Origin of the sequence: Psychrobacillus sp. FJAT-21963 (assembly GCF_001420585.1) — a bacterium.
Classification (GTDB): domain Bacteria; phylum Bacillota; class Bacilli; order Bacillales_A; family Planococcaceae; genus Psychrobacillus.
Window position 1 is genome coordinate 1 of sequence record NZ_LJIY01000027.1, and the last position, 2,802, is coordinate 2,802.

General features: G+C 35.5%; 3 protein-coding genes. All 3 read right to left on the minus strand.

Going from position 1 to position 2,802, the window contains the following annotated elements:
• Positions 1 to 309: 309 nt before the first annotated feature.
• Genes AN959_RS20315 through AN959_RS20325 form a run of 3 tightly spaced genes read right to left on the minus strand, consistent with a single transcriptional unit; the run spans position 310 to position 2,556 of the window.
• Complete coding sequence (locus AN959_RS20315) at positions 310 to 1,134, minus strand: MetQ/NlpA family ABC transporter substrate-binding protein (RefSeq protein ID WP_053591177.1); 825 nt, start codon at positions 1,132 to 1,134, stop codon at positions 310 to 312.
• Positions 1,135 to 1,151: 17 nt separating this feature from the next.
• The gene (locus AN959_RS20320; RefSeq protein WP_053591176.1) at positions 1,152 to 1,814 is read right to left on the minus strand and encodes a methionine ABC transporter permease; all 663 of its coding nucleotides are present in this window, start codon (positions 1,812 to 1,814) and stop codon (positions 1,152 to 1,154) included.
• On the minus strand, positions 1,807 to 2,556 hold the full coding sequence (locus AN959_RS20325) for a methionine ABC transporter ATP-binding protein (RefSeq protein WP_056833449.1): 750 nt from the start codon (positions 2,554 to 2,556) through the stop codon (positions 1,807 to 1,809). Before AN959_RS20325 ends, AN959_RS20320 begins: the two co-directional genes overlap by 8 nt.
• Between the last annotated feature and the right edge of the window lie 246 nt (positions 2,557 to 2,802).

Genomic DNA, 2,802 nt, shown 5'->3' on the forward strand with positions numbered 1-2,802 from the left:
ATTAATTAAAAGCTAGTTAAACCTCTGATAGTATTTTATTAGTTATTGAATGAACTTTAAAATACTACGTATTCATTATATAACATTATGTCGTAAAATAGGTGTACATTTTGTCAGTTAATGCTTAAACAGAAAGCATTGAGAACATTTTAGTACTTGCGGCTCATAAAATATTTACAGGTTTTTGAAACATATTCCAAGTTCTTTCAAACTAATATTGTTCTTATCGGTCTCGCTTACAGTTTTATAAAAAAAAGTCCACTCTCAGTTGTATAAACAACTTGAATAGACCCTTTCTTTCTAACTGTATTAGAATGCTGGAATTGCAGTTTCATCATAGTTTTCTTTTAAAAATTCGCGTACTTCTTCACTCGTCATTGCTTCTGCTAACTTTTTGATCGCCTCTGAATCAGCATTATCTTTGCGTGCTACTAGAGTAATCGCAAAGTCATTTTCTACACCTTCCGTTAGTAGTGCATCACTTTTTGGTGTCAAATTAAGTGGTGCAGCATAAGCAGGTGTCATGATTACTGCATCTGCGTCATCGTACATTCTCGCTAACATTAACAAATCGACTTCCTCAAACTTTATGTTTTTAGGGTTGTCCACAATATCAGCTTTCGTGTAGTATGGTCCTGTTTTATCTTGCAAAGTGATTACACCATGTTGAGCTAACAAAGCCAAAGAACGGTCTATATTCGAAACGTCATTTGCAATGGCAATGACGGAACCTTCCGGAAGTTCGTCGATTGTTTTATATTCTTTAGAATATACGCCATAATTCGCAAAGTATATAGGTACAACTGGAACTAGTTCTGCATCATTGTTTCGATTGAATTCCTCCATATAAGGAACGTGTTGGAAGAAGTTCACATCCACTTCACCTGCCGCTAAAGCACTGTTAGGTTGAACATTATCACTTAGTACAACAATTTCAAGATTAATGGATTCCTCCGCTAGTTTTGGTTTAACAAGTTCAAGGATTTCCGTCATAGGTGGAATTAACGAAGCTACTTTCAATGTTACTTCTTCTTGAACCTTGTCTACATTTTCTTTATCTTTCGCCTCATTCTCTTGCCCACAACCAGCTAAAATTAACATTAGCATTGTAATTAGAAAAATTATTTTCTTCATTTTCTTCCTCCTGGTATTTATCTTTTATCAATCATTCTTGATACAGTTGTTCCGATAAATTGGATGAGCTGTACCAGTATGACCATAATGATAATCATATAAATCATTAACTCTGTTTTGAATTGTTGATATCCGTACCGAATAGCAAAATCTCCTATACCACCACCTCCGACAACCCCCATAATTGTCGAATATGAAATAAAACTAATAATCGATGTTGTTAAACCGAGAACAAGTCCCGAACGAGCTTCCACATAAAGAAATTTAAATATAATTTCCTTAACAGAAGCACCCATTGAAATAGCTGCTTCCATTACGCCTCTTGGTACGTCCAACAAAGATTGCTCTACTAACCGAGAATAATGTGCGATAGCTATTATTGACAACGGAACTGTTGCGGCCGCTGTGCCAATTGCTGTCCCAATAATTAGTCTTGTAAATGGGATTAAAAAAACTACTAACAACAAAAAAGGAAAAGAACGAGTAATGTTTACTAATAAATTTAAAGTCGAAAAAACAAACCGATTCTCAAGAACTTGTCCCTTCTTGCAAAGGTAAAGTAAAGTCCCAACTGGGAGGCCAAATAAAACTGCAGCTAAAATAGACATACCAACCATTACAAAGGTTTCTCCAATAGACACCCATATTTCAGCTTCATATTGAACTAATATATCAGGCATTGTCCATCTCACCATCCTTTGTTAATTGTTCTACAAAGTATCTTGGACTATTGTCTATAAGTTGAATCCTTTTTGGTTCGATTATTACTGTGTCGTATATTTCCCCTGCAGCCATTACAGTTACGCGATTACATATACTTTTAATCACTTCCATCTCATGACTGACAATGACAATTGTAACTCCGAGGTTTTTATTTATATTTTCTAATACCTCTAATATTTCAGCAGTTGTATTTGGATCAAGCGAAGAAGTCGGTTCATCACACAACAAAACTTGGGGTTTATTCGCTAATGCTCTTGCAATGGCAACGCGCTGCTTTTGTCCACCACTTAATTGTGCAGGATATTTGTCTATCAAATTCTCCAGACCAACAAATCGTAGACACTCCACTACTCGACTTTTGCGTTCGTTTCTTGGAAAGCTTGCCAACTCTAGAGGTACAGCTACATTCTCGTAAACCGTTTTATTCGCCACTAGATTAAAATGTTGAAAGATCATCCCGATTGATTTTCGTGCTTGTCGAAGTTCTTTGCTGCTCAAATTTGTTAACTTTTGACCATTCACTTCTACTTCACCTTCATCTGGGAGTTCCAACAAATTCATTAGCCGCAGCAAGGTGGATTTACCAGCTCCACTAGCTCCAATAATTCCATGAATATCCCCTTTATCTATCGTTAAGGACACAGATTTAATAGCCTGAAACCGTGAAAAGCTTTTACCGACGTTATGTAATTTAATCATAAAAAAACCCCTTTCTAGTAGGTGAAGGGTCGTCACAACGTTTTCAATTATAGCTTAAAATGTTTGGACTGTCATTTGGCACATACTTTCGTAAGCAAAGGCTGAAACCAAGCATACGATAGCTTCTGAGTGAATTTTGTAACCGTGTACCAACCTTATTACTACAAATCATTTCTCATCGAAATTCATTTTTTCTGATAATTTGAACTTTACTTTATGATATAAAATAAAGTATTATATATCTAA

Excerpts from the sequence above, each read along its gene's own strand:
- AN959_RS20315 (WP_053591177.1), bottom strand. The coding sequence starts at position 1,134 with ATGAAGAAAATAATTTTTCTAATTACAATGCTAATGTTAATTTTAGCT.
- AN959_RS20325 (WP_056833449.1), bottom strand. The coding sequence starts at position 2,556 with ATGATTAAATTACATAACGTCGGTAAAAGCTTTTCACGGTTTCAGGCT.
- AN959_RS20320 (WP_053591176.1), bottom strand. The coding sequence starts at position 1,814 with ATGCCTGATATATTAGTTCAATATGAAGCTGAAATATGGGTGTCTATT.